Genomic DNA, 22,473 nt, shown 5'->3' on the forward strand with positions numbered 1-22,473 from the left:
TTAAAATTCAAAGTTTAAGTTTAAACCTATTGTTCTTAAAGTAGGGAAAGAACCAGATAAATAACCTTGAGCATTACCTGCACCTAAACCTGATTCTGGATCAGCAAAAGGAACGTTTTTATGAATAATCCATAAGTTTCTACCGATTAAAGATAGGTTCGCATTGCTTATAGCTCCATTAAATAAATTATCTACAGGTAGTTTATAGGTAAGAGCTAATTCACGTAACTTTACATAAGAAGCATCATAAATAGTTAAAGCAGCAGGGTTTCTGTCGGCATTACCCCAGTAGTATGCTCCTCCATAAAAATCTGCTCTTGCTCTAGTTGTGTTTGGTGTGCCGTCTTCATAAACGCCCTCGTTTAGAATACCACCTCCAGCTGAAACAGGATCTCTTTTAGGGTTCCCTAACTCGTTTAAACCTGCAGTGTAGTAAGGTAAACCAGTACCTTGTCCATAGTGAGTGTCTAGAGAGTAAACATCACCACCTTTTTGAATATCAATCAAGAAGTTTAAAGACAAATCTTTGTAGGTAAACGTGTTCGTGATACCTCCAGTCCAATCTGGGTTGATGTTACCAATAACTTGGTCTGCTACAGCTTTGTAATACCCATTAGAATCTACAATCTTCTGACCGTTGTCGTGGTATTTAAATCCTGTACCTCTAATTGTTCCATATGGTTGTCCTATAGTAGCATTAATAGAAATACCTCCTTGGAATGAGTTTAATACTAGGTTTGTTTGATCTCCGTACAACTCAATAACAGAGTTTTCATTTTTAGCCCAGTTTACACCGATATCCCATTTAAAATTGTCAGTAGAAACAGGAGTTGCTTTTAGTCCAAGCTCAAATCCTTTGTTTTGCATAGTACCAGCGTTAACCCATCTTTGAGAGAAACCTGTTGCTGTTGTTGTAGATACAGGCATTAACTGATCTTCAGTTCTTTTTCTATACCATGTGAAATCAAATCCTAATCTACTGTTGAAAAGTCTTGTTTCTAAACCAAACTCTATTTCATTAGTTCTTTCAGGAACTAAGTCAGCGTTTTGTTTTGTTCCTGGGAAAGAGAATAAAGCTGAGCTACCAAAGTTATTTAAAACTGTGTATGTGTCAAAAATATTATTAGCAGGTAAATCGTTACCAACTTCTGCATAACCTCCTCTAATCTTACCAAAACTAAGCCAGGTAGCATCTTTTAAAAATTCAGAAAAGATGAAACTAGAACTTACTGCGAAATAGTTGTATCCATTGTTTTTAGCAGGTAAAGCAGAAGATACATCATAACGATCTGTAAAGTCTAAGAAAAGCATGTCTTTGTAGCCTAAGTTAGCTTGTACATAATAACCGTTTACGGCTTTTTTAGATAAAGTTTCAACAGGTTTTGGATTTGGATTAGCAGAGTTACTTAAAGAATATAATCCAGGAATAGTTAAACCACCAGCAGTTGATTGGTGTAAGTAGTCGTAGCTATCTCTTCTTATGTTCATACCTAGTACACCCGTTAATGTAAGGTCTTCAGTTAAATCTTTATTAAAGTTAAGCATGAAGTCGTAGTTGTATTCAGAAAAACGTATGTCGATTCTGTCATATCCAGAAGCTTCATCATCTCCTAAAATACCAAATGGAGTTGCTACCGAGCCATTAGCTCTTCTTTCTTCTCTTAATTCAGAATAAGTATCTACAGATGCTTTTACTGTTGCATCTAACCAATCAGTTATAGAGTAGGTAGCGTTAACATTTCCTACGAAACGGTTTCTTCTGTCTGTTTGGAAGTTTTTATAACGTGTCCAATATGGGTTGTCCCAGTAGTGTGGTTGTAATGCAGACCCACCAGAAACACCGCTAGTAGGTAAACCAGCTTCACTGTTCCAAGAGTAATTTTTACCAGTTTGATTAAAGATGTCTCTTTGTTCATCTATGTCAACATTAACTTGCCACCATTGTCTAAATTGAGACATTAAGTTGTCGCTATAACCTGTAGAGTTTCTACCTTTTGTTCTTTGGGCAATGAAGGTAGCATTAGAACCAACATTTAGTTTATCAGAAACTTTTAATGTACCATTAATGTTGAAAGTGTTTTTGTTAATCTTAGAATTAGGTAACATACCTGTAGCGTCATAATTAGTGTAACCTAACCTATAAGTACTTCTTTCATTTCCTCCTGTAAAAGATACGGAGTTGTTGTATTGGAAAGCAGTTTCAAAAAAGTCTGCTGGAGTAGCTTTACCCGCAAGATAAGGAGTGGCTTTTTGGTAGTTTCTGTGCTCAGGTACAAAAGCGTCCCATTGATATACTAGGCTACCGTCCAGAGGGGCACCGTATGAAGCATCATCATATGTTGGTACAACTAAATCAGCTACACCGTCACCGTTAGCATCAATATCTTCGAAGTATCCAGTACTACCGTAGTATGGTCCGTAACCAGCACCATATTCATCTTGGTACTCTATAAAGGTGTTTTTATCTATAGTTCCTATTGTTGTACTTGAGCTAATAGAAATTTTAGATTTTCCTTGTTTTCCTTTTTTAGTTGTAATGATTACTACACCGTTAGCACCACGTGAACCATAAATTGCAGATGCAGCTGCACCTTTTAAAATGTTGATAGATTCAACGTCGTCAGGGTTAATATCTGAAGCTGCGTTACCATAGTCGTAACCTTTACTACCTCCAGCTTGTCTTGCAGAGTTGTTAATTCTGTTAGACATTGGAATACCATCAATAACAAATAAAGGTTGGTTGTTACCAGTGAATGAGCTTACACCACGAATTAAGAAATTAGCAGATCCACCAAAGTTATTGTTTGCTTTAATTTGAACACCGCTTACTTTACCACTTAAAGAGTTAACAACGTTGTTAAGCTTAACAGTAGATACTTCTTTGCCACCTACTTCTTGTGATGCGTAACCAAGTGATTTTTTTTCTCTTTTTATACCTAAAGAGGTTACTACAACTTCATCTAGAACATTATCACTGGTCATAGAAATGTTGAAAGAGTTAGAGGTTCCAACTGTTTTTTCAACAGTTTTCATTCCTACAAAACTAAAAACAAGTATGTCACCAGTTTTTGCTTTGATGGAAAACTTTCCGTCAAAATCTGTTTCTACACCAGTTGTCGTACCTTTTATTAATACGTTAACTCCAGGTAAAGGACCTGTTCCGTCAGAAACTGTACCTGAAATTGTTTTTTCTTGTGCAAAGGATATTTGCACAATTAACGCTAGTAGTAGCGTTAAAATTCCATTAAACTTTGTTTTCATTATGTAATTATTTGAATTAATTGAGTCAAAAGTCATAAATAAAACTTAAAAAAACAAGGTATTTGTTAAAATGTTCTAAAAATATTGAAATATTTTAAGTTTAAATGTTTGTTTTTAGGTTATGGTTTATTGATTTAGTTTTTGTTTTGAGGAATGTTTATTTTTTTAACATAAAGTAAGGTGGTTTGTGTGTTTTTAATTGTGTTTGGTAACGAGGAGTGGTGTTGGGGTAAAGTTTCGTGTTTTTAATTGTGTGTTTAAAAATAACTCCTTGATATTTGAATAAATAGAAAATTATCGTACATTTGCACACTCTTAAAATTAGAGTAATTTAAGTACAAATTAAAAACAAGTAATAATTTAGTATGCCAACTATTCAACAATTAGTTCGTAAAGGAAGAGCCAAAATAACTAAGAAGAGTAAATCGGCTGCTTTACAAGCATGTCCACAAAGACGTGGAGTTTGTACGCGTGTGTATACCACTACACCTAAAAAACCTAACTCAGCAATGCGTAAGGTGGCAAGGGTTCGTTTAACGAATGGTAACGAAATCAACGCGTATATTCCAGGTGAGGGACACAACTTGCAAGAGCACTCGATAGTATTAGTTAGAGGTGGAAGGGTAAAAGATTTACCAGGTGTTAAATATCACGTGGTACGTGGAGCATTAGATACTGCAGGAGTTGAGGGTAGAACCCAACGTAGATCTAAGTATGGTGCAAAACGCCCAAAAGACAAAAAGTAAAAATTAATTAGTAACTTTTTTAATGTAAAGACATGAGGAAAAGAAGAGCTAAAAAAAGAGTTTTGTTACCGGATCCTAGATTCAACGATCAATTAGTTACACGTTTTGTGAATAACTTAATGTGGGACGGTAAGAAATCTGTAGCGTTCAAAGTGTTTTACGATGCAATGGATATCGTAAATGAAAAGAAAACTGACGAAGAAAAGTCGGCTTTAGAGATTTGGAAAGATGGTTTATCTAACGTGATGCCTCACGTAGAAGTTCGTTCTCGCCGTGTTGGTGGTGCAACTTTTCAGATTCCAATGCAAATTCGTCCAGACCGTAAGGTTTCTATGGCGATTAAATGGATGATCTCGTATGCGCGTAAGCGTAATGAAAAAACAATGGCACAGCGTTTAGCTGCAGAAGTATTAGCTGCTGCTAAGGAAGAAGGTGCTGCTGTTAAGAAAAGAGTAGATACTCACAAAATGGCTGAGGCTAACAAGGCATTCTCACACTTTAGATTTTAATAGAAATGAGTAGAGATTTAAAATTTACAAGAAACATAGGTATTGCTGCGCATATTGATGCAGGAAAAACAACAACAACTGAACGTATTCTTTTCTATACAGGAGTTTCTCATAAAATTGGTGAGGTGCATGATGGTGCTTCTACAATGGACTGGATGGAGCAAGAGGCTGAAAGAGGTATTACAATTACTTCAGCAGCAACTACTTGTACTTGGCAGTTTCCATTAGAGAATGCTAAGCCATTACCTGAAACAAAAGATTATCATTTTAATATAATTGATACTCCAGGTCACGTTGATTTTACTGTAGAGGTAAACCGTTCATTACGTGTATTAGATGGATTAGTGTTCTTATTCTCTGCAGTTGATGGAGTTGAGCCACAGTCTGAAACTAACTGGCGTTTAGCTGATAACTATAAAGTACCTCGTATAGGTTTCGTTAACAAAATGGACCGTCAAGGAGCTAACTTTTTAGCAGTATGTCAACAGGTAAAAGACATGTTAAAATCTAATGCAGTGCCAATCGTATTAAATATTGGTGATGAAGCAGATTTTAAAGGTATTGTTGATTTAGTAAAGAACCGTGCTATTGTATGGCATGATGATAACTATGGGTCAACTTTTGATGTTGTAGATATTCCAGAAGAATTAAAAGAAGAAGCTCGTGAGTTACGTGGTAAGTTAATCGAAGAGGTTGCTGCTTATGACGAAAACTTATTAGAAAAATATATGGAAGATGAAGATTCAATTACAGAAGAAGAAGTGCATGCTGCACTTAGAGCTGCTGTAATGGATATGTCTATCATTCCAATGGTATGTGGTTCATCATTTAAAAATAAAGGAGTACAGTTCTTATTAGATGCTGTATGTCGTTATTTACCTTCTCCTGTAGATAGAGATAATATTATAGGTACTAACCCTGATACAGGTGAAGAAGAAATTCGTAAGCCAGATGCAAAAGCGCCTTTCTCTGCATTAGCATTTAAAATCGCTACCGATCCTTTCGTAGGTCGTTTAGCATTCTTCCGTGCTTATTCAGGTCGCTTAGATGCAGGTTCTTATATATTAAATAACCGTTCAGGAAAAAAAGAACGTATTTCTCGTATCTATCAAATGCACTCTAATAAGCAAAATGCAATCGATTATATCGAAGCAGGAGATATTGGAGCTGGAGTAGGATTTAAAGATATTAAAACAGGAGATACTTTATCTGATGAGAAGAATCCAATTGTATTAGAATCAATGGATTTCCCAGATCCAGTAATTGGTATTGCTGTTGAGCCAAAGACAAAGGCTGATGTTGATAAATTAGGTATGTCTTTAGCTAAATTAGCAGAAGAGGATCCAACATTTACTGTAAAAACAGATGAAGCTTCAGGGCAAACTGTAATTTCAGGAATGGGTGAGTTACACTTAGATATTATTGTAGACCGTTTAAAACGTGAGTTTAAGGTTGAAGTAAATCAAGGACAACCACAAGTAGAGTATAAAGAAGCTTTAACAGCTACAGCAGAACACAGAGAGGTTTATAAAAAACAATCTGGTGGACGTGGTAAGTTTGCTGATATTGTATTTACTATGGAGCCTGCTGATGAAGGTGTAACAGGATTACAATTTGAATCTATTATTAAGGGTGGTAACGTTCCTAAGGAATTTGTACCTTCTGTAGAGAAAGGATTCAAAGAAGCAATGAAGAATGGTCCTTTAGCTGGTTACGAAATGGATTCGATGAAGATTACTTTAAAGGATGGATCTTTCCACCCTGTAGATTCTGATCAATTATCATTCGAATTAGCTGCTAAGTTAGGTTATAAAGCTGCTGCAAAAGCTGCAAGAGCTGTAATTATGGAACCAATGATGAAATTAGAAGTGTTAACTCCAGAGGAGAACATGGGAGACATCGTTGGAGACTTAAACAGAAGAAGAGGACAAGTAAACGATATGAGCGACCGTGCTGGATCTAAAGTAGTAAAAGCTATCGTTCCTTTATCAGAAATGTTTGGATATGTTACTTCTTTAAGAACATTATCTTCAGGTAGAGCAACTTCAACTATGGAATTCTCTCACTATGCAGAAACTCCAAGTAACATTTCAGAAGAAGTAATCGCAAACGCTAAAGGTTAATTAAGATGAGTCAAAAAATTAGAATAAAGTTAAAATCTTACGATTATAATTTAGTAGACAAGTCTGCTGAAAAAATCGTAAAGACAGTAAAGAGTACTGGTGCTGTAGTAAACGGACCAATTCCTTTACCAACAAATAAAAAGATTTTTACCGTATTACGTTCACCACACGTAAACAAAAAATCAAGAGAGCAATTTCAATTATCTGCTTACAAGAGATTATTAGACATTTATAGTTCTTCTTCAAAAACTATTGATGCGTTAATGAAACTTGAGTTACCAAGTGGAGTTGAAGTTGAGATCAAAGTATAAGTAAGTCAATAACTTTCGGTTTAATTTTGTTAAGCCGAAAGTTTTTTTTACTTTTGCACACCGAAATTTTGGTTTCGGAGTGTGAAAATTTCTGAAAAGTTTTCAGAAACGACATGTCCTGAGGGTTTCGCGAAGGAAAAACGGTAAAAAACAAATTCAGAGAGTGAAGGTGTTTTCGCTCTTTTTTTTTGAGAAATTCAAAGGAAAAACAAGAAACATTTGTTTCAAATATTTATTTTATTAATAGACGCGCTGGATAAAAAATATCTAATCGTCTGAAAATTAACAAATATGTCTGGGTTAATAGGAAGAAAAGTAGGAATGACCAGCTTATTCGATGAGAACGGGAAGAATATTCCTTGTACTGTAATCGAAGCAGGTCCTTGCGTTGTTACCCAAGTCAGAACCGAAGAGGTTGACGGCTATAACGCGTTACAACTTGGTTTCGATGACAAAAAAGCAAAAAGCTCTAATAAAGCTTTGGATGGTCACTTTAAAAAAGCTGGTACATCTGCTAAAAGAAAAGTCATTGAATTTCAAGGATTCGAAGGTGAGTACAAATTAGGTGACTCAATTACTGTTGAACACTTTGCTGAAGGGGAATTCGTTGATGTATCAGGAGTTTCTAAAGGTAAAGGTTTTCAAGGTGTTGTTAAACGTCATGGTTTTGCCGGAGTTGGACAAGCAACTCACGGTCAACATAACCGTTTAAGAGCTCCAGGTTCAATTGGTGCAGCATCTTACCCTGCAAGAGTATTCAAAGGAATGCGTATGGCAGGTCGTATGGGTGGAGACAAAGTAAAAGTTCAAAATTTAAGAGTTTTAAAAGTGGTTGCAGATAAGAATCTTATCGTTGTAAAAGGAGCTATTCCTGGTCACAAAAACTCTTATGTAACTATCGAGAAATAATGAAAGTAGCAGTATTAGATATTACAGGAAAAGATACTGGTAGAAAAGTTGAACTTTCTAGCGAGGTATTCGGAATTGAGCCAAATGATCACGCGATTTATTTAGATGTAAAGCAGTATTTGGCTAATCAAAGACAAGGTACTCATAAATCGAAAGAAAGAGCTGAGATTGCTGGTAGTACAAGAAAGATAAAAAAACAAAAAGGAACTGGTACAGCTCGTGCGGGTAGTATCAAGTCTGGTGTTTTTAGAGGTGGTGGACGTATGTTTGGTCCAAGACCAAGAAACTATTCTTTTAAGTTAAATAAAAACTTAAAGCGTTTAGCACGTAAGTCAGCTTTAAGTATTCAAGCAAAAGAAAACAATTTAGTAGTTGTTGAAGACTTCAACTTTGAAGCTCCAAAAACTAAAGAGTTTATCAATGTATTAAAAGCTTTAGAATTAGACTCTAAAAAGTCTTTATTCGTATTAGGTGAAGAAAGTAAAAATGTTTACTTATCATCTCGTAACTTAAAAGGTTCTAAAGTAGTAGATGCTTCAGGTATTAACACATATAGCGTTTTAAATGCTAACAAAGTGGTTATTTCTGAAAGCTCTCTAGAAGGAATTGAGTCTAATTTAAGTAAATAGGGAACAAGATGAGTATTTTAATTAAACCTATTATTACAGAAAAAGCTACAAATGATAGCGAGTTAAACAACCGTTATACATTTGTTGTAAATAAGAAAGCTAACAAGTTAGAAATCAAAGGAGCTGTTGAAGCTGCTTATGGTGTAGCGATTGAATCTGTAAAAACAATGAATTATCCAGTACAAAGAAAAACTAAATACACTAAAAAAGGTTTAGTAACTGGATTAACAGGTGGATACAAGAAAGCAATCGTTCAGTTAGCTGAAGGAGAAACTATTGATTTTTATAACAATCTTTAAGAAAAGACAGAATGTCAGTTAGAAAATTAAAACCAATAACACCAGGTCAGCGTTTTAGAGTTGTAAATGGGTTCGACACCATTACTACTGATAAGCCGGAGAAATCTTTATTAGCTCCGAAAAAACGATCTGGAGGTCGAAACAACCAGGGTAGAATGACTACGCGTAACATCGGTGGAGGTCATAAACAAAAATACCGTATTATCGATTTTAAAAGAGATAAGCAAGGTATTCCTGCAACAGTAAAAACTATTGAGTACGATCCAAACCGTACTGCATTTATTGCATTAGTTAGTTATGCTGATGGTGAGAAGCGTTATGTAATCGCACAAAACGGATTAAAAGTAGGTCAAACAATCATTTCAGGAAAAGAAGCATCTCCAGAAGTAGGAAATGCTATGTACTTAAGTGAAATTCCTTTAGGTACTACAATTTCTTGTATTGAATTACACCCAGGTCAAGGAGCTGTTATGGCTCGTTCTGCTGGAGCTTTTGCTCAGTTAGTTGCAAAAGAAGGTAAATATGCAACAGTTAAATTACCTTCTGGAGAAACAAGATTTATCTTATTAACTTGTATGGCTACAATTGGAGTAGTGTCTAACTCAGACCACCAGTTATTAGTTTCAGGTAAAGCAGGTAGAAGTAGATGGTTAGGAAGAAGACCAAGAACAAATGCTGTTAGAATGAACCCAGTTGATCACCCAATGGGAGGTGGTGAAGGACGTTCTTCTGGAGGGCATCCAAGATCTAGAAACGGTATTCCTGCTAAAGGATTTAAGACTAGATCAAAGACCAAAGCTAGTAATAAGTATATCGTAGAACGTAGAAAGAAATAATAAACCATGGCAAGATCATTAAAAAAAGGACCTTACGTTCACTATAAGTTAGAGAAAAAAGTGTTAGCTAACGTAGAAGCAGGTAGTAAGTCAGTTATCAAAACTTGGTCTAGAGCAAGTATGATTACTCCTGATTTCGTTGGGCAAACAATTGCAGTTCACAACGGACGTCAGTTTGTACCAGTTTACGTTACTGAAAACATGGTAGGTCATAAATTAGGCGAATTTTCACCAACACGCTCATTTAGAGGACATGCTGGTGCAAAAAATAAAGGTAAAAAATAGTAGGAAATTATGGGAAGTCGTAAACATAACATGGCAACACAGTTAAAAGAAGCTAGAAAGTCTAGAGCTTTCGCTAAATTAACTAATTGTCCTACATCACCAAGAAAAATGCGCTTGGTAGCAGATTTAGTAAGAGGAGTAGAAGTTGAAAAAGCTTTACAAATCTTAAAGTTCAGTCCAAAAGAAGCATCACGTAACTTAGAAAAGTTATTATTATCAGCAATTGCCAACTGGCAAGCTAAAAATGAAGATGCAAGTATCGAAGATGCTGGATTATACGTAAAATCAATTTGTGTTGATAGCGCAGGTATGTTAAAAAGGTTAAGACCAGCTCCACAAGGTCGTGCACACAGAATTCGTAAGCGTTCTAATCACGTAACTTTAGAGTTAGGAACTAAAAATAACAGTAATTAATCAAAGTAGAAATGGGACAAAAGACAAATCCAATAGGAAATCGTTTAGGAATTATCAGAGGATGGGAATCTAACTGGTATGGTGGAAATGACTACGGAGATAAGATTGCTGAAGATGATAAGATAAGAAAGTATTTATATGCTAGATTATCTAAAGCAAGTGTATCAAGAGTTATTATTGAGCGTACTTTAAAACTTGTAACCGTTACTATCACTACTGCACGTCCAGGTATCATTATTGGTAAAGGAGGTCAAGAGGTAGACAAGTTAAAAGAAGAGCTTAAGAAAATTACTGGTAAAGAAGTTCAAATTAATATTTTCGAGATTAAGCGTCCAGAATTAGATGCAAAATTAGTTGCAGCTAGTATCGCACGTCAAATTGAAAACAGAATTTCTTACAAGCGAGCTACTAAAATGGCAATTGCTGCTGCAATGAGAATGAATGCTGAAGGAATTAAAGTGCAATTATCAGGTCGTTTAAATGGGGCTGAAATGGCACGTTCTGAGCATTACAAAGAAGGAAGAATTCCTCTTTCTACCTTTAGAGCAGACATCGATTATGCACTTGTTGAATCACATACTACATACGGAAGAATCGGTGTGAAAGTATGGATTATGAAAGGTGAGGTTTATGGAAAGCGTGAATTATCTCCATTAGTTGGACTATCTAAGCAAAAAGGTAGTGGAAACAAAGGTGGTGGTAAACGTCAACCTCGCAGAAGAAAATAATTTTTAAAAGAAATTAACAATGTTACAGCCAAAAAGAGTAAAATACCGTAAGGTACAGAAGGCGAAAGGAAATATGAAAGGTAACTCTGGTAGAGGTACTCAACTTTCTAACGGAATGTTTGGTATCAAATCATTAGACCAGAACTTACTTACCTCTCGTCAAATTGAGGCAGCTCGTATTGCGGCAACTCGTTATATGAAAAGAGAGGGGCAACTTTGGATTAAAATTTTCCCAGACAAACCAATAACAAAGAAACCGTTAGAGGTACGTATGGGTAAAGGTAAAGGTGCACCAGATCACTTTGTAGCAGTTGTAAAACCAGGTAGAATTTTGTTCGAAATTGGTGGAGTACCAATGGAAGTAGCAAAAGAAGCTTTACGTTTAGCAGCGCAAAAACTTCCTGTAAAAACGAAGTTTGTAATAGCAAGAGATTTTGATTATAACGCTTAATTCTATTAGATCATGAAACAATCAGAAATTAAAGAATTATCAACAGCTGACTTACAAGAAAAGCTAGGGGCGTTGAAGAAAAATTATACTGATCTTAAGATGGCTCACGCCATAACTCCATTGGAAAACCCATTAGAGTTACGTAGCTTAAGAAAAACTGTAGCAAGAATTGCTACAGAGTTAACTAAAAGAGAATTACAATAATTCTAGTCAGTTTTAAAGATGGAAAAAAGAAATCTTAGAAAAGAGAGAATCGGTGTAGTATCTAGTAACAAGATGGAGAAATCTATCGTTGTAAACGAGGTAAAAAGAGTAAAGCACCCAATGTACGGAAAGTTCGTATTAAAGACTAAGAAGTACGTTGCACATGACGAGAATAACGATTGCAACGAAGGTGATACTGTAAGGATCATGGAAACACGTCCTATGAGTAAATCTAAGCGTTGGAGATTAGTAGAAATCCTAGAAAGAGCTAAATAATATGTTACAGACAGAATCAAGATTAAAAGTCGCAGATAACACTGGAGCAAAAGAAGTTTTAGTGATTAGAGTTTTAGGAGGAACAAAAAAGCGTTACGCTAGCGTTGGAGATAAAATTGTAGTTTCAGTTAAATCTGCAACTCCAAACGGAACTGTAAAGAAAGGTCAAGTATCTCGTGCAGTTGTTGTTCGTACTAAGAAAGAAGTTAGACGTAAAGACGGATCATATATCAGATTTGATGATAATGCTTGTGTACTTTTAAATCCTACAGAGGAAATGAGAGGAACTCGTGTATTCGGACCTGTGGCTCGTGAATTACGTGAGAAACAATTTATGAAAATAGTATCATTAGCACCTGAGGTGTTATAAAATCAGATTTTAAAATGAAAAAATTTAAAATTAAATCAGGAGATACTGTTAAAGTTATAGCAGGAGATCACAAAGGATCTGAAGGAAAGGTTTTACAAATTCTTAAAGATAAGGATAGAGTAGTAGTAGAAGGTGTTAATATGGTGTCTAAACACACTAAACCAAGTGCTGCTAATCCACAAGGAGGAATTGTAAAGAAAGAAGCTCCATTACACATATCAAACGTAGCTTTAACCGAAAATGGTGAAGCTGTAAGAATTGGATATAAAGTTGAAGGAGATAAGAAAGTAAGAGTATCAAAAAAATCAGATAAAGCAATATAACAATGAGTTACGTACCAAGATTAAGAGAAGAGTACAAGAGCAGAGTTATCAAAGCTCTTACTGATGAATTTGGTTATAGCAATGTAATGCAGGTACCTAAATTACAAAAAATCGTTGTAAGTAAAGGTGTTGGTGCAGCTATAGCAGATAAGAAATTAATAGAATACGCTATTGATGAGTTAACTACTATTACAGGTCAAAAAGCAGTACCTACAATTTCTAAGAAAGACGTTGCAAACTTCAAATTACGTAAAGGAATGCCAATTGGAGCAAAAGTTACGTTAAGAGGAGATAAAATGTACGAGTTTTTAGATAGATTAGTTACAGCTTCTTTACCACGTGTAAGAGACTTTAACGGTATCAAAGCAAATGGTTTTGATGGTAGAGGTAACTACAATTTAGGAATTACTGAACAAATCATCTACCCAGAGATTAATATTGATCAAGTGAAAAAAATTAGTGGTATGGATATTACTTTTGTAACATCTGCAAACACTGATAAGGAAGCTAAATCATTATTAGGAGAATTAGGATTACCATTTAAAAAGAATTAATAAGATGGCTAAAGAATCAATGAAAGCGCGTGAGCGCAAAAGAGCTAAAATGGTTGCTAAGTATGCTGAAAAGAGAAAAGCTTTAAAAGAAGCTGGAGACTACGAAGCATTACAAAAGTTACCAAAAAACGCATCACCAATTAGAATGCACAATCGTTGTAAACTAACTGGACGTCCAAAAGGATATATGCGTCAGTTCGGAATTTCACGTGTTACTTTCCGTGAAATGGCTAACCAAGGATTAATTCCAGGAGTAAAGAAAGCAAGCTGGTAAAATAGCTCTTTAAATACAAAAACAAAGGTGTACAACATAACAAGGTTGTACGCCTTTTTGTGCTTAATGAAAAGTTGTAATTAACAAATAAGCAAACTTTATTTTAGCTTAAAATATACCTACTAAAACGTAATATTTTGATACTAAAAATGATAATCACCAAAAAGGTTTGATTTTCAAAAAGTTTATGTATATTTGCACTCTGTTTTTATAGGGTAAATTATGCCTTGTAAGTAAATACTAATCAAATGGTATAATGCCTACGAGATTTTACTCAAAAAACAATTAAATAAGTATTAACTGGTTTCAGGTTTAGTATTTACGTTGATAAGATAAAGATGCTAAAAACCAAAACCGAAAATTAATTAACTATGTATACAGATCCAATCGCGGATTTTCTTACTCGAGTGAGAAATGCTATTGCAGCAAATCACAGAGTAGTTGAAGTTCCTGCTTCAAAGTTGAAGAAGGAAATGACGAAGATTTTGTTCGATCAAGGTTACATTTTAAGTTATCAGTTCAATGAAGATAAAGTTCAAGGAACAATTAAGATAGCTTTAAAATACGATCGTGATACGAAAGAATCAGTAATCAGAAAGATTCAAAGAATTTCAACACCAGGTTTACGTAGATACGTTGGCGCTAAAGAAATGCCAAGAGTATTAAACGGATTAGGTATTGCAATTGTTTCTACATCAAAAGGTGTAATGACAAACAAAAAAGCAAGACAAGAGAACGTTGGTGGAGAAGTATTATGTTACGTTTACTAAAAAAACATTTTGTAAGATGAGTAGAATAGGAAAGAATCCAATCGCATTGCCACAAGGTGTTGAAGTTAAAGTAGACGGAAATGTGGTTACAGTAAAAGGAAAATTAGGAGAGTTAACTCAAGAAATTAAGTCTGGAATTACTGTAAAAGTTGAAGATGGTACTATCACTTTAGAAAGACCATCAGAAAGTAAAGATCATAGAGCTGCACATGGTTTATACCGTGCTTTAATCAATAATATGGTTGAGGGTGTTAGCAAAGGTTTTACTAAAGAGTTAGAGTTAGTAGGTGTTGGTTATAGAGCATCTAACCAAGGACAAAAATTAGATTTAGCCTTAGGTTTCTCTCACAATATTGTAATAGATTTAGCTCCAGAAGTTAAGGTTGAAACAGTATCTGAAAAAGGTAAGAACCCAATCGTAAAATTAACTTCACATGACAAGCAATTAGTTGGTCAAGTTGCAGCAAAAATTCGTTCATTCCGTAAGCCAGAGCCTTACAAAGGAAAAGGAATTAAGTTTGTAGGAGAAGTATTAAGAAGAAAAGCAGGTAAATCTGCATAATAAATAAGAGAAATTATTATGGCATTATCAAAGCTTGAAAGAAGACAACGAATTAAGCATAGAATTAGAAAGATTGTTACAGGTACAGCTGAAAAACCAAGGTTATCAGTTTTTAGAAGTAACAAAGAAATCTATGCTCAGTTAATTGATGACGTTGCAGGAGTTACATTAGCATCTGCATCATCAAGAGATAAAGAAATTACATCTAGTTCTAAAGCAGAAGCGGCTACAGCTGTAGGTAAAGCTATTGCTGAAAAAGCTGTAAAGGCTGGTGTTGATACTGTTGCTTTTGACCGTAACGGATATTTATACCACGGAAGAGTTAAAGTATTAGCAGACGCTGCAAGAGAAGCTGGTTTAAAATTTTAAGAAATTATATTATGTTAGGATATAAAAACGTAGAAAGAGTAAAACCAAGCGGATTAGAGCTTGTAGATAAATTAGTAGGTGTACAACGTGTTACCAAAGTAACTAAAGGAGGTAGAGCATTTGGTTTCTCTGCAATCGTAGTAGTTGGAGATGGTAACGGAGTTGTAGGTCACGGATTAGGGAAGTCTAAAGATGTTTCTTCTGCAATTGCAAAAGCAGTAGAAGATGCAAAGAAAAATTTAGTACGTATTCCTATTTTAGACGGAACATTACCACACGAACAAAAAGGTAAATTTGGTGGAGCAAAAGTATTCATCAAGCCTGCTTCACACGGTACCGGAGTTATTGCCGGGGGTGCTGTACGTTTAGTATTAGAAGCTGTAGGTATTAAAGACGTATTATCAAAGTCTCAAGGATCATCAAACCCTCATAACGTTGTAAAAGCAACTTTTGACGCTTTATTACAATTACGTAGCGCTGCTACTATTGCAAAGCAAAGAGGTATATCTTTAGAGAAAGTTTTTAACGGTTAAAATTTAAGACGATGAGTAAAATTAGAGTTACACAAGTAAAAAGTCAAATCGGTCGCCTTAAAAATCAAAAAAGAACGTTAGAGGCGTTAGGTTTACGTAAAATGAACCAAACTGTAGAACATGAAGCATCAGCTACAATTTTGGGTATGGTAAGTAAAGTTTCACACTTAGTTTCTGTAGAAGAAATTAAATAAGACAATATAAAGATGAGTTTACACAACTTAAAACCAGCAGCAGGATCTACAAAAAGCGGTAAAAGAATCGCTCGTGGAGAAGGTTCTGGTCACGGAGGTACCTCTACAAGAGGACATAAAGGAGCTAAATCTCGTTCTGGTTATTCTCGTAAAATAGGATTTGAAGGAGGACAAATGCCACTTCAAAGACGTGTGCCTAAATTTGGTTTCACTAACATTAATCGTAAAGAATATGTTGGTGTAAATTTAGACAAGTTACAATCATTAGTAGATAACGGAAAGATAACAGATACAGTTAATTTAGACGTTTTAGTAGAAAACAGATTAGCTCGTAAAAACGACTTAGTTAAAATATTAGGTGGTGGAGAGTTAAAAGCTAAATTAAATATAACTGTACATAAATTTACAGCATCAGCTAAAGCGGCTATTGAAGCAGCAGGAGGTGAAGCAGTAACATTATAAGAATTGTAAATGATGAATTTTATAAATACTTTAAAAGACATTTGGAAGATTGAAGAGTTAAAAGAGAAATTACTTTTAACCTTAGGTTTAATCGCTGTTTACCGTTTTATGGCAGCAGTTCCATTACCAGGAATTGATCCTACTCAGTTATCAGCATTAAAAGACAGTACTGACAGTGGACTTTTAGGTTTATTAAACGCATTTACAGGTGGGGCATTTGCTAGAGCGTCAGTAATGGCACTTGGTATAATGCCTTATATTTCTGCATCTATTGTAGTTCAGTTAATGGGTATTGCGGTACCATACTTACAAAAACTACAAAAAGATGGAGAAAGTGGACGTAAGAAGATTACGCAAATAACAAGATGGCTTACGATTGCTATTACATTGTTTCAGGCGCCAACCTATATTGGAGTAATCCAAAATCAAATGGGATTACCGCAAGAAGCATTCTTAGTAACAGGAGCAACATTTTGGGTATCATCTATCATTCTTTTAAGTGCAGGAACAATTTTTGCAATGTGGTTAGGAGAGCGTATTACAGATAAAGGAGTTGGTAATGGAATATCATTATTAATTACCGTGGGTATTATCGCAAACTTCCCAGCAGCATTTATTCAAGAATTAGTTTCTAAGCAAACTGCTGGTGCTGGAGGAATTATGATGATTTTAATCGAATTAATAGTTTGGTTTGTAGTAATCTTGTTAACCGTATTATTAGTTACAGCAGTACGTAAAGTAGCCGTTCAATACGCACGTCGTACAGCAGTTACAAACATTAAAGATGTTGATGGCGCAAGACAGTACATTCCTTTAAAATTGAATGCGGCTGGAGTAATGCCAATTATCTTTGCACAAGCTATTATGTTTTTACCAATAGCATTAGGGCAAAAATACCCAGCATTGAACAGTTTAACTGATATTAACGGTTTATGGTATAACGTTATATTTGCTTTATTAATTATTGTCTTTAGTTACTTTTATACAGCTATTACTATTCCAACGAATAAAATGGCGGAAGACTTAAAGAGAAGTAATGGTTTTGTTCCAGGTTATAAACCAGGTGAAGAAACAGCTAACTTTTTAGATTCAGTATTGTCGAAAATCACATTACCAGGATCTATTTTCTTAGCAGCTTTATCTATTTTACCAGCAATCATTGTAAAGTTTGGAGTTACTCAAAACTGGGCAATGTTTTATGGAGGAACATCATTAATCATTATGGTAGGAGTTGCAATAGACACTATTCAGCAAATTAACTCGTATTTATTAAACAGTCGTTACGACGGTTTAATGAAAACAGGTAACAGTAACAGAAAATCATTAAAATAATATGGCTAAACAACCAGCAATTCAACAAGACGGAACCATTACAGAGGCATTATCAAATGCAATGTTTCGAGTAGAATTAGAGAACGGACATATTGTTACGGCTCACATTTCAGGAAAAATGCGTATGCATTATATTAAACTATTACCAGGAGATAAGGTAAAGTTAGAAATGAGTCCGTATGATTTATCAAAGGCAAGAATTACTTACAGATATTAAAAACACACACTGATGAAAGTAAGAGCATCATTAAAGAAAAGAAGTGCCGACTGCAAAATTGTACGCAGAAAAGGCAGATTATATGTAATTAACAAAAAGAATCCTAGATTTAAACAAAGACAAGGGTAGTTATGGCAAGAATCGCAGGTATAGATATTCCAAAGAATAAAAGAGGTGTTATCGCTTTAACTTACATCTTTGGTATAGGAAGAAGCAGAGCTAAAGAAGTTTTAGCTGCTGCCAATATAGATGAAAGTATCAAAGTTCAAGACTGGACTGATGATCAAATTGCAGCAATTCGTGAGCAAGTTGGAACTTACACTATTGAAGGTGAGTTACGTTCTGAAGTTCAATTAAGCATTAAACGTTTAATGGACATCGGATGTCAAAGAGGTATTCGTCACAGACTTGGTTTACCATTACGTGGACAAAGAACAAAGAATAACTCTCGTACAAGAAAAGGTAAGAGAAAAACTGTAGCTAACAAGAAAAAATAATCAATGATTATTTTTTACTAATAGTAAAGAATTATGGCAAAGTCGAAAGTAACAAAAAAACGTAAAGTTGTAATAGAGTCAGTTGGTGAAGCGCACGTAACTGCATCTTTCAACAATATTATTATTTCTTTAACAAACAAAAAAGGTGACGTTATTTCTTGGTCATCTGCAGGGAAAATGGGCTTCAGAGGTTCTAAAAAGAACACTCCTTACGCAGCTCAGTTAGCAGCAGAAGATTGTGCAAACGTTGCTAAAGAAGCAGGTTTACGTAAAGTAAAAGTGTATGTTAAAGGACCAGGTAACGGTAGAGAATCTGCAATCAGATCTATCCACAATTCAGGTATCGAGGTAACAGAAATCATTGATGTTACTCCAATCCCTCACAATGGATGTCGTCCACCAAAAAGACGTAGAGTATAAGTTGAATTAATTTTCAACTTATACTTTATTTTAGCGTACTTTTGTGCGCAGAAAATTAAGTATTTTAACACAGTAGGATTTTACAGATTATCGAAGGAGTAAGCCTTAATTCATAATCCCTACTAAACTAATTAGAAATGGCAAGATATACAGGACCAAAAACTAAGATTGCTCGTAAGTTTGGCGAAGCAATTTTCGGAGACGATAAGAACTTCGAGAAAAGAAATTACCCTCCAGGACAACACGGAGTAGGTAAAAGAAGAGGAAAAAAATCTGAATATGCAATCCAGTTAATGGAAAAGCAAAAAGCTAAATATACTTATGGTATTTTAGAGCGTCAGTTCCGTAACCTTTTCAAAAAAGCATCAGCTTCTCAAGGAGTAACAGGTGAAATCTTATTACAATTATGTGAATCTCGTTTAGACAACGTAGTATACCGTTTAGGTGTTGCAAATTCACGTAGAGCTGCACGTCAGTTAGTATCTCACCGTCACATTACCGTAAATGGAGACATCGTTAATATCCCATCTTATAGTTTAAGAGAAGGAGATGTAGTAGCGGTTAGAGAAAAATCTAAATCTTTAGAAGCTATTGAAAATTCATTAGCATCTAACAGTAATGTTTACGAGTGGTTAACTTGGAATGCTGATCAAAAATCAGGAACATTTGTAAAAGCTCCAGAGAGATTACAAATTCCTGAAAACATTAAAGAGCAATTAATCGTAGAATTATACTCTAAGTAATAAATTAATCATATTGGTATTTGGCCAAAGGGTTTATTCGTATTTCTTCACACTTATAAACCGCGCAACTAAATAACAATTAAAACGAAGAAAAATAATATGGCAATTTTAAATTTTCAAAAGCCTGATAAAGTAATAATGATTGAGTCTACTGATTTTTCAGGAAGATTCGAATTCAGACCTCTTGAACCAGGTTTTGGATTAACAGTTGGTAATGCATTACGAAGAGTATTATTATCATCTCTTGAAGGATTTGCTATTACATCATTACGTATCGACGGAGTTGATCATGAGTTTTCAACTATTCAAGGTGTTGTAGAAGATGTAACAGAAATTATCTTAAACTTAAAGCAAGTACGTTTTAAGAAACAGATTGAAGAATCAGACAGAGAAACAGTTTCTATAGCAATATCAGGACAAGAGCAGTTAACAGCTGGTGACTTACAAAAGTTTATTTCAGGTTTTCAAGTACTAAATCCAGATTTAGTTATTTGTAACATGGACAAATCAGTAACGTTAAATGCTGAAATTACCATTGAAAAAGGTAGAGGTTTTGTACCAGCAGAAGAAAACAAAAGAGCTGGTGCACCTTTAGGAACAATTTTTACAGATTCTATTTACACTCCAATAAAGAATGTAAAATACGCTGTTGAAAATTTCCGTGTAGAGCAAAAGACCGATTACGAAAAGTTAGTTTTCGATATCGATACTGATGGATCTATCAATCCTAAAGATGCCTTAACTGAAGCAGCTAAGATTTTAATCCACCACTTTATGTTATTCTCTGATGAGCGTATCACTTTAGAGGCAGATGAAATTGCACAAACTGAAACATATGATGAAGAATCATTACACATGCGTCAGTTATTAAAGACGAAATTAGTAGATATGGACTTATCTGTTCGTGCTTTAAACTGTTTAAAAGCTGCAGAAGTAGATACTTTAGGAGACTTAGTATCATTTAACAAAAGCGATTTAATGAAGTTCAGAAACTTTGGTAAAAAATCATTAACTGAATTAGATGAGTTAGTGGCTAACAAAGGTTTAAGTTTCGGAATGGATTTAAGCAAATACAAATTAGATAAAGATTAACCTTTCATAGTTTGCTCCCCTAAAATAGGGTAGTAGCAAGATGAGAGCTAAAACCAAATGTCATGAGACACGGAAAGAAATTTAATCATTTAGGAAGAAAAACAGCGCACAGAAAAGCGATGTTATCTAACATGGCTTGTTCTTTAATAGAGCACAAGCGAATTAATACTACTGAAGCTAAAGCGAAAGCTTTACGTAAGTTTGTAGAGCCTTTAATTACAAAATCTAAAGACGATACAACTCACAACCGTCGTGTAGTATTTAGTTACTTACGTAGCAAGGAAGCTGTTACAGAATTATTCAAAGAAATTTCTGTAAAAGTTGCAGACAGACCAGGAGGATATGTTCGTATTATCAAGTTAGGAAATCGTCAAGGAGATAACGCTCCTATGGCAATGGTTGAATTAGTTGATTACAATGAGCTATACGATCCAAAAGGAAATAAAGCTAAAAAGAGTACTCGTCGTAGCCGTCGTGGTGGAGCGAAGAAAACTGAAGCAGCAGCTGTTGAAACTCAAACTTCACAAGAAGAAGAATAAAAATGAGAATTTTTATAAATTATATCAAAGGGATAAACATTTAATGTTTGTCCCTTTTTTTATATATTTTTGCAAACAAATTACACAACACCACTAAATGAAATATCAAACACGTAAAAAAGCATTAGTTCTATTAGCAGATGGAACTATTTTCTACGGTAAATCTATTGGGATAGAAGGAACCGCAACAGGAGAAATTTGTTTTAATACAGGTATGACAGGATATCAAGAAATTTTTACAGATCCTTCTTACTTCGGACAATTAATGGTAGCTACCAATGCTCATATTGGTAATTATGGAGTTAATAACGAAGAAGTAGAATCTGAGGGAATTAAAATTTCAGGATTAATTTGTCGTAACTTTAGTTTTACACACTCTCGTGTAGATTCAGATGGAAACTTATTCGACTGGTTCGAAAAACACAATTTAGTAGCTATTTCAGATGTTGACACACGTGCGTTAGTATCTTACATTAGAGAAAATGGAGCTATGAATGCTATTATTTCAACTGAAGTAGAGAAAATAGACGAATTAAAGAAGCAATTGGCTGATACTCCTAATATGGAAGGATTAGAATTAGCTTCAAAGGTATCAACTAAAGAACCTTATTTTGTCGGTGATGAAAACGCTCCAATAAAAATATCAGCTTTAGATATTGGTATCAAGAAAAACATTTTAAGAAACTTAGCAAAAAGAGGAGCTTATATTAAAGTATATCCTTACAATGCAAGTTTCGAACAAATGAGTGAATTTAATCCAGATGGATATTTTATTTCTAACGGACCTGGAGATCCTGAGCCTTTAGTAGAAGCTCAAAAGACAGCAAAAGAAATAATCGAAAAAGATTTACCATTGTTTGGTATCTGTTTGGGACATCAAGTAATTGCTTTAGCTAACGGAATCTCTACTTATAAGATGCACAATGGTCATAGAGGAATTAACCATCCGGTAAAGAACTTACTGACAGGAAAAGGAGAAATCACTTCTCAAAACCACGGTTTTGCTATCAATCGAGAGGAAACAGAAGCGCATTCTGATGTGGAAATAACACATGTACACTTAAACGATCATACAGTTGCAGGTATTAGAATGAAGTCTAAAAATGTATTCTCTGTACAGTACCATCCAGAAGCTAGTCCTGGACCACATGACGCAGAGTACTTATTTGACCAGTTTATCGAGAACATCAAAAAAGTAAAAGCATAAATTTTTAAAAAGTATAATAAATAAATTCCCGTGA

At 34.7% G+C, this 22,473-nt stretch carries 34 protein-coding genes; 33 read left to right on the forward strand and 1 reads right to left on the reverse strand.

Translation table 11 applies throughout. The annotated features are described in order from the left end of the window. Nucleotides 1-3,261 carry a SusC/RagA family TonB-linked outer membrane protein gene (locus tag ACKTTR_RS04175; RefSeq protein ID WP_408026665.1) on the reverse strand — a complete coding sequence of 1,087 codons (3,261 nt, stop codon included), beginning with the start codon at nucleotides 3,259-3,261 and terminating at the stop codon, nucleotides 1-3. Between the two features lie 365 nt (nucleotides 3,262-3,626). Here ACKTTR_RS04175 and rpsL point away from each other — a divergent pair, with 365 nt between their 5' ends. The 33 genes from rpsL to carA all read left to right on the forward strand — a co-directional run bounded on the left by rpsL (nucleotide 3,627) and on the right by carA (nucleotide 22,439). After that, nucleotides 3,627-4,007: a 30S ribosomal protein S12 gene (gene rpsL, locus ACKTTR_RS04180; protein WP_028890722.1), complete on the forward strand. Its 381-nt coding sequence runs from the start codon at nucleotides 3,627-3,629 to the stop codon at nucleotides 4,005-4,007. A gap of 32 nt (nucleotides 4,008-4,039) precedes the next feature. Further along, on the forward strand, nucleotides 4,040-4,516 hold the full coding sequence (gene rpsG / locus ACKTTR_RS04185; RefSeq protein ID WP_100925426.1) for a 30S ribosomal protein S7: 477 nt from the start codon (nucleotides 4,040-4,042) through the stop codon (nucleotides 4,514-4,516). A gap of 5 nt (nucleotides 4,517-4,521) precedes the next feature. Then, entirely contained in the window at nucleotides 4,522-6,639 is a 2,118-nt protein-coding gene (gene fusA, locus ACKTTR_RS04190; RefSeq protein ID WP_408026666.1) for an elongation factor G, read from the forward strand. A gap of 5 nt (nucleotides 6,640-6,644) precedes the next feature. Further along, entirely contained in the window at nucleotides 6,645-6,950 is a 306-nt protein-coding gene (gene rpsJ / locus ACKTTR_RS04195) for a 30S ribosomal protein S10 (protein WP_024740605.1), read from the forward strand. A 291-nt stretch (nucleotides 6,951-7,241) separates the two neighbouring features. After that, nucleotides 7,242-7,859 (forward strand): 50S ribosomal protein L3, encoded by a 618-nt coding sequence (gene rplC / locus ACKTTR_RS04200; RefSeq protein WP_303506792.1) that lies wholly within the window; start codon nucleotides 7,242-7,244, stop codon nucleotides 7,857-7,859. Next, the gene (gene rplD, locus ACKTTR_RS04205) at nucleotides 7,859-8,488 is read left to right on the forward strand and encodes a 50S ribosomal protein L4 (RefSeq protein WP_408026667.1); all 630 of its coding nucleotides are present in this window, start codon (nucleotides 7,859-7,861) and stop codon (nucleotides 8,486-8,488) included. The genes rplC and rplD overlap by 1 nt, the downstream gene beginning before the upstream one ends. A gap of 8 nt (nucleotides 8,489-8,496) precedes the next feature. Then, nucleotides 8,497-8,787: a 50S ribosomal protein L23 gene (gene rplW, locus ACKTTR_RS04210; RefSeq protein ID WP_125343660.1), complete on the forward strand. Its 291-nt coding sequence runs from the start codon at nucleotides 8,497-8,499 to the stop codon at nucleotides 8,785-8,787. A gap of 11 nt (nucleotides 8,788-8,798) precedes the next feature. Then, nucleotides 8,799-9,623, forward strand: a complete 825-nt coding sequence (gene rplB, locus ACKTTR_RS04215; RefSeq protein WP_408026668.1) for a 50S ribosomal protein L2 — start codon at nucleotides 8,799-8,801, stop codon at nucleotides 9,621-9,623. Between the two features lie 6 nt (nucleotides 9,624-9,629). After that, nucleotides 9,630-9,908: a 30S ribosomal protein S19 gene (gene rpsS, locus ACKTTR_RS04220; RefSeq protein ID WP_028890729.1), complete on the forward strand. Its 279-nt coding sequence runs from the start codon at nucleotides 9,630-9,632 to the stop codon at nucleotides 9,906-9,908. A gap of 9 nt (nucleotides 9,909-9,917) precedes the next feature. Beyond that, on the forward strand, nucleotides 9,918-10,322 hold the full coding sequence (rplV, locus tag ACKTTR_RS04225; RefSeq protein ID WP_028890730.1) for a 50S ribosomal protein L22: 405 nt from the start codon (nucleotides 9,918-9,920) through the stop codon (nucleotides 10,320-10,322). A gap of 11 nt (nucleotides 10,323-10,333) precedes the next feature. Next, nucleotides 10,334-11,050 carry a 30S ribosomal protein S3 gene (gene rpsC / locus ACKTTR_RS04230; RefSeq protein ID WP_125068412.1) on the forward strand — a complete coding sequence of 239 codons (717 nt, stop codon included), beginning with the start codon at nucleotides 10,334-10,336 and terminating at the stop codon, nucleotides 11,048-11,050. Nucleotides 11,051-11,069: 19 nt separating this feature from the next. After that, nucleotides 11,070-11,501 carry a 50S ribosomal protein L16 gene (gene rplP, locus ACKTTR_RS04235; protein WP_047789830.1) on the forward strand — a complete coding sequence of 144 codons (432 nt, stop codon included), beginning with the start codon at nucleotides 11,070-11,072 and terminating at the stop codon, nucleotides 11,499-11,501. Nucleotides 11,502-11,513: 12 nt separating this feature from the next. Then, complete coding sequence (gene rpmC / locus ACKTTR_RS04240) at nucleotides 11,514-11,705, forward strand: 50S ribosomal protein L29 (protein WP_028890733.1); 192 nt, start codon at nucleotides 11,514-11,516, stop codon at nucleotides 11,703-11,705. Between the two features lie 18 nt (nucleotides 11,706-11,723). After that, a complete protein-coding gene (rpsQ, locus tag ACKTTR_RS04245) occupies nucleotides 11,724-11,981 on the forward strand; it encodes a 30S ribosomal protein S17 (RefSeq protein WP_099215304.1) in 258 nt (85 codons plus the stop codon). A 1-nt stretch (nucleotide 11,982) separates the two neighbouring features. Further along, nucleotides 11,983-12,351 carry a 50S ribosomal protein L14 gene (gene rplN / locus ACKTTR_RS04250; protein ID WP_099215305.1) on the forward strand — a complete coding sequence of 123 codons (369 nt, stop codon included), beginning with the start codon at nucleotides 11,983-11,985 and terminating at the stop codon, nucleotides 12,349-12,351. A gap of 14 nt (nucleotides 12,352-12,365) precedes the next feature. After that, on the forward strand, nucleotides 12,366-12,674 hold the full coding sequence (gene rplX / locus ACKTTR_RS04255; RefSeq protein ID WP_408026669.1) for a 50S ribosomal protein L24: 309 nt from the start codon (nucleotides 12,366-12,368) through the stop codon (nucleotides 12,672-12,674). A gap of 2 nt (nucleotides 12,675-12,676) precedes the next feature. Then, nucleotides 12,677-13,228, forward strand: a complete 552-nt coding sequence (rplE, locus tag ACKTTR_RS04260; protein WP_125068407.1) for a 50S ribosomal protein L5 — start codon at nucleotides 12,677-12,679, stop codon at nucleotides 13,226-13,228. Nucleotides 13,229-13,232: 4 nt separating this feature from the next. Next, nucleotides 13,233-13,502: a 30S ribosomal protein S14 gene (gene rpsN, locus ACKTTR_RS04265; protein ID WP_028890738.1), complete on the forward strand. Its 270-nt coding sequence runs from the start codon at nucleotides 13,233-13,235 to the stop codon at nucleotides 13,500-13,502. A 371-nt stretch (nucleotides 13,503-13,873) separates the two neighbouring features. Further along, a complete protein-coding gene (gene rpsH, locus ACKTTR_RS04270) occupies nucleotides 13,874-14,272 on the forward strand; it encodes a 30S ribosomal protein S8 (RefSeq protein WP_099215307.1) in 399 nt (132 codons plus the stop codon). Nucleotides 14,273-14,288: 16 nt separating this feature from the next. Next, nucleotides 14,289-14,834 (forward strand): 50S ribosomal protein L6, encoded by a 546-nt coding sequence (gene rplF, locus ACKTTR_RS04275; RefSeq protein ID WP_274639398.1) that lies wholly within the window; start codon nucleotides 14,289-14,291, stop codon nucleotides 14,832-14,834. An 18-nt stretch (nucleotides 14,835-14,852) separates the two neighbouring features. After that, a complete protein-coding gene (rplR, locus tag ACKTTR_RS04280) occupies nucleotides 14,853-15,203 on the forward strand; it encodes a 50S ribosomal protein L18 (protein WP_047789824.1) in 351 nt (116 codons plus the stop codon). 8 nt (nucleotides 15,204-15,211) lie between these two features. After that, nucleotides 15,212-15,736 (forward strand): 30S ribosomal protein S5, encoded by a 525-nt coding sequence (rpsE, locus tag ACKTTR_RS04285; protein WP_125064354.1) that lies wholly within the window; start codon nucleotides 15,212-15,214, stop codon nucleotides 15,734-15,736. An 11-nt stretch (nucleotides 15,737-15,747) separates the two neighbouring features. Beyond that, nucleotides 15,748-15,930 carry a 50S ribosomal protein L30 gene (rpmD, locus tag ACKTTR_RS04290; protein ID WP_047789822.1) on the forward strand — a complete coding sequence of 61 codons (183 nt, stop codon included), beginning with the start codon at nucleotides 15,748-15,750 and terminating at the stop codon, nucleotides 15,928-15,930. Nucleotides 15,931-15,942: 12 nt separating this feature from the next. Then, nucleotides 15,943-16,392 (forward strand): 50S ribosomal protein L15, encoded by a 450-nt coding sequence (gene rplO / locus ACKTTR_RS04295; RefSeq protein ID WP_047789821.1) that lies wholly within the window; start codon nucleotides 15,943-15,945, stop codon nucleotides 16,390-16,392. Between the two features lie 12 nt (nucleotides 16,393-16,404). After that, nucleotides 16,405-17,724 carry a preprotein translocase subunit SecY gene (gene secY, locus ACKTTR_RS04300; RefSeq protein ID WP_408026998.1) on the forward strand — a complete coding sequence of 440 codons (1,320 nt, stop codon included), beginning with the start codon at nucleotides 16,405-16,407 and terminating at the stop codon, nucleotides 17,722-17,724. A 1-nt stretch (nucleotide 17,725) separates the two neighbouring features. Beyond that, a complete protein-coding gene (infA, locus tag ACKTTR_RS04305) occupies nucleotides 17,726-17,941 on the forward strand; it encodes a translation initiation factor IF-1 (protein WP_024740627.1) in 216 nt (71 codons plus the stop codon). A gap of 12 nt (nucleotides 17,942-17,953) precedes the next feature. Further along, nucleotides 17,954-18,070, forward strand: a complete 117-nt coding sequence (gene ykgO / locus ACKTTR_RS04310; protein ID WP_010181906.1) for a type B 50S ribosomal protein L36 — start codon at nucleotides 17,954-17,956, stop codon at nucleotides 18,068-18,070. 2 nt (nucleotides 18,071-18,072) lie between these two features. Next, nucleotides 18,073-18,438 carry a 30S ribosomal protein S13 gene (gene rpsM, locus ACKTTR_RS04315; RefSeq protein ID WP_047789819.1) on the forward strand — a complete coding sequence of 122 codons (366 nt, stop codon included), beginning with the start codon at nucleotides 18,073-18,075 and terminating at the stop codon, nucleotides 18,436-18,438. A gap of 33 nt (nucleotides 18,439-18,471) precedes the next feature. Further along, a complete protein-coding gene (rpsK, locus tag ACKTTR_RS04320; RefSeq protein WP_047789818.1) occupies nucleotides 18,472-18,858 on the forward strand; it encodes a 30S ribosomal protein S11 in 387 nt (128 codons plus the stop codon). Between the two features lie 137 nt (nucleotides 18,859-18,995). Next, nucleotides 18,996-19,601, forward strand: coding sequence for a 30S ribosomal protein S4 (rpsD, locus tag ACKTTR_RS04325; RefSeq protein ID WP_408026670.1), 606 nt, complete (start codon nucleotides 18,996-18,998; stop codon nucleotides 19,599-19,601). Nucleotides 19,602-19,700: 99 nt separating this feature from the next. Beyond that, the gene (locus tag ACKTTR_RS04330; protein WP_099215313.1) at nucleotides 19,701-20,693 is read left to right on the forward strand and encodes a DNA-directed RNA polymerase subunit alpha; all 993 of its coding nucleotides are present in this window, start codon (nucleotides 19,701-19,703) and stop codon (nucleotides 20,691-20,693) included. A 62-nt stretch (nucleotides 20,694-20,755) separates the two neighbouring features. Next, a complete protein-coding gene (rplQ, locus tag ACKTTR_RS04335; RefSeq protein ID WP_408026671.1) occupies nucleotides 20,756-21,232 on the forward strand; it encodes a 50S ribosomal protein L17 in 477 nt (158 codons plus the stop codon). 97 nt (nucleotides 21,233-21,329) lie between these two features. Continuing rightward, nucleotides 21,330-22,439 carry a glutamine-hydrolyzing carbamoyl-phosphate synthase small subunit gene (gene carA, locus ACKTTR_RS04340; RefSeq protein WP_408026672.1) on the forward strand — a complete coding sequence of 370 codons (1,110 nt, stop codon included), beginning with the start codon at nucleotides 21,330-21,332 and terminating at the stop codon, nucleotides 22,437-22,439. Nucleotides 22,440-22,473 lie beyond the last annotated feature (34 nt).

Origin of the sequence: Tenacibaculum litoreum, assembly GCF_964513915.1 — a bacterium.
Classification (GTDB): domain Bacteria; phylum Bacteroidota; class Bacteroidia; order Flavobacteriales; family Flavobacteriaceae; genus Polaribacter; species Polaribacter litoreum.

Bases quoted from the DNA above. Each gene is read 5' to 3' on its own strand.
- rplP (WP_047789830.1), top strand. From the start codon at position 11,070: ATGTTACAGCCAAAAAGAGTAAAATACCGTAAGGTACAGAAGGCGAAA.
- carA (WP_408026672.1), top strand. From the start codon at position 21,330: ATGAAATATCAAACACGTAAAAAAGCATTAGTTCTATTAGCAGATGGA.
- rpsM (WP_047789819.1), top strand. From the start codon at position 18,073: ATGGCAAGAATCGCAGGTATAGATATTCCAAAGAATAAAAGAGGTGTT.
- rpmC (WP_028890733.1), top strand. From the start codon at position 11,514: ATGAAACAATCAGAAATTAAAGAATTATCAACAGCTGACTTACAAGAA.
- rplN (WP_099215305.1), top strand. From the start codon at position 11,983: ATGTTACAGACAGAATCAAGATTAAAAGTCGCAGATAACACTGGAGCA.
- rpmD (WP_047789822.1), top strand. From the start codon at position 15,748: ATGAGTAAAATTAGAGTTACACAAGTAAAAAGTCAAATCGGTCGCCTT.
- rplC (WP_303506792.1), top strand. From the start codon at position 7,242: ATGTCTGGGTTAATAGGAAGAAAAGTAGGAATGACCAGCTTATTCGAT.
- rplQ (WP_408026671.1), top strand. From the start codon at position 20,756: ATGAGACACGGAAAGAAATTTAATCATTTAGGAAGAAAAACAGCGCAC.
- ACKTTR_RS04330 (WP_099215313.1), top strand. From the start codon at position 19,701: ATGGCAATTTTAAATTTTCAAAAGCCTGATAAAGTAATAATGATTGAG.
- rpsL (WP_028890722.1), top strand. From the start codon at position 3,627: ATGCCAACTATTCAACAATTAGTTCGTAAAGGAAGAGCCAAAATAACT.
- ACKTTR_RS04175 (WP_408026665.1), bottom strand. From the start codon at position 3,261: ATGAAAACAAAGTTTAATGGAATTTTAACGCTACTACTAGCGTTAATT.
- rplW (WP_125343660.1), top strand. From the start codon at position 8,497: ATGAGTATTTTAATTAAACCTATTATTACAGAAAAAGCTACAAATGAT.
- rplD (WP_408026667.1), top strand. From the start codon at position 7,859: ATGAAAGTAGCAGTATTAGATATTACAGGAAAAGATACTGGTAGAAAA.
- rplR (WP_047789824.1), top strand. From the start codon at position 14,853: ATGGCATTATCAAAGCTTGAAAGAAGACAACGAATTAAGCATAGAATT.
- ykgO (WP_010181906.1), top strand. From the start codon at position 17,954: ATGAAAGTAAGAGCATCATTAAAGAAAAGAAGTGCCGACTGCAAAATT.
- rplF (WP_274639398.1), top strand. From the start codon at position 14,289: ATGAGTAGAATAGGAAAGAATCCAATCGCATTGCCACAAGGTGTTGAA.
- rpsD (WP_408026670.1), top strand. From the start codon at position 18,996: ATGGCAAGATATACAGGACCAAAAACTAAGATTGCTCGTAAGTTTGGC.
- rpsG (WP_100925426.1), top strand. From the start codon at position 4,040: ATGAGGAAAAGAAGAGCTAAAAAAAGAGTTTTGTTACCGGATCCTAGA.
- rplE (WP_125068407.1), top strand. From the start codon at position 12,677: ATGAGTTACGTACCAAGATTAAGAGAAGAGTACAAGAGCAGAGTTATC.
- fusA (WP_408026666.1), top strand. From the start codon at position 4,522: ATGAGTAGAGATTTAAAATTTACAAGAAACATAGGTATTGCTGCGCAT.
- rpsN (WP_028890738.1), top strand. From the start codon at position 13,233: ATGGCTAAAGAATCAATGAAAGCGCGTGAGCGCAAAAGAGCTAAAATG.
- rplV (WP_028890730.1), top strand. From the start codon at position 9,918: ATGGGAAGTCGTAAACATAACATGGCAACACAGTTAAAAGAAGCTAGA.
- infA (WP_024740627.1), top strand. From the start codon at position 17,726: ATGGCTAAACAACCAGCAATTCAACAAGACGGAACCATTACAGAGGCA.
- rpsC (WP_125068412.1), top strand. From the start codon at position 10,334: ATGGGACAAAAGACAAATCCAATAGGAAATCGTTTAGGAATTATCAGA.
- secY (WP_408026998.1), top strand. From the start codon at position 16,405: ATGAATTTTATAAATACTTTAAAAGACATTTGGAAGATTGAAGAGTTA.
- rpsH (WP_099215307.1), top strand. From the start codon at position 13,874: ATGTATACAGATCCAATCGCGGATTTTCTTACTCGAGTGAGAAATGCT.
- rplX (WP_408026669.1), top strand. From the start codon at position 12,366: ATGAAAAAATTTAAAATTAAATCAGGAGATACTGTTAAAGTTATAGCA.
- rpsK (WP_047789818.1), top strand. From the start codon at position 18,472: ATGGCAAAGTCGAAAGTAACAAAAAAACGTAAAGTTGTAATAGAGTCA.
- rpsQ (WP_099215304.1), top strand. From the start codon at position 11,724: ATGGAAAAAAGAAATCTTAGAAAAGAGAGAATCGGTGTAGTATCTAGT.
- rplO (WP_047789821.1), top strand. From the start codon at position 15,943: ATGAGTTTACACAACTTAAAACCAGCAGCAGGATCTACAAAAAGCGGT.
- rplB (WP_408026668.1), top strand. From the start codon at position 8,799: ATGTCAGTTAGAAAATTAAAACCAATAACACCAGGTCAGCGTTTTAGA.
- rpsJ (WP_024740605.1), top strand. From the start codon at position 6,645: ATGAGTCAAAAAATTAGAATAAAGTTAAAATCTTACGATTATAATTTA.
- rpsS (WP_028890729.1), top strand. From the start codon at position 9,630: ATGGCAAGATCATTAAAAAAAGGACCTTACGTTCACTATAAGTTAGAG.